The organism is Burkholderia sp. Ac-20345, assembly GCF_017104825.1.
Taxonomy (GTDB): Bacteria; Pseudomonadota; Gammaproteobacteria; order Burkholderiales; family Burkholderiaceae; genus Burkholderia; species Burkholderia lata_B.
The window spans coordinates 1-791 of record NZ_JAAGPO010000526.1; the positions used below are offsets into that span (position 1 = coordinate 1).

Sequence of the window (791 nt, forward strand, 5' to 3'; positions counted from 1 at the left end):
TGGCACCGGTGCTCGCGCAGTACGCGCTTCAGGTGGCCGATGCGCCGCGTGCCGCGCATGCCGGTGCGGCAGCGCCGGGCGTTGCCGTTGCCAAGCCGGACGCACACGGCGTGTGGCCGCTGTCGCCGGCGCAGCTCGGCCTGTGGTTCCTGTGGCGCGCGCAGCCGGACAGCGCCGCGTACAACATTCCGGTTGCGCTGCGTGTGCGCGGGCCGCTCGACGTCGATGCGCTGCGCGCAGCCTTCGCGGATGTCGCGGCCGTGCATCCGGCGCTGCGTGCGCGGCTCGTTGCGCGTGGCGGTGCACTGCCGGGCCAGCGGGTCGATGCGGAGGGTGCCGTCGAACTGCCGCTGATCGACCTGTCGGCGCACGCCGATGCGCTCGCCCGCGCCGCAGCGCTGACCGACGAGGATGCACTTGCGCCGTTCGATCTGGCAGCCGATGCGCCGCTGTGGCGTGCGCGGGTACTGCGGCTCGGCGCGGACGACCACGTGCTGTCGGTGACGATTCATAACATCGTGTCGGATGGCGAATCGATCGAGCTGTGGCTCGACGCGGTTCGTGCGCGCTATGTCGCTCGCGTACAGGGCGCTGTGCCGGCCGATGAAGCCGCCCAACCGGTCGTGCCGCTCGTGCTGCCCGCGCCGTGCCATCCGGCCCGCGTCGCTTACTGGCGCGATGCGCTGGCCGATCTGCCGGCGCGTGTGACTGGCAGAACGGCGTGGTGGGCAAGAGTGTGGTCTATCGTCTCGTTGTCGGGTGGGGTCGGGTGCTATCGAGATAATATGATA

1 protein-coding gene is annotated in these 791 nt (G+C 70.7%); it reads left to right on the forward strand.

The window, feature by feature from the left end:
- The coding region (locus G3O06_RS48445; RefSeq protein WP_241020634.1) for a condensation domain-containing protein at positions 1–791 on the forward strand (791 nt) is incomplete at both ends.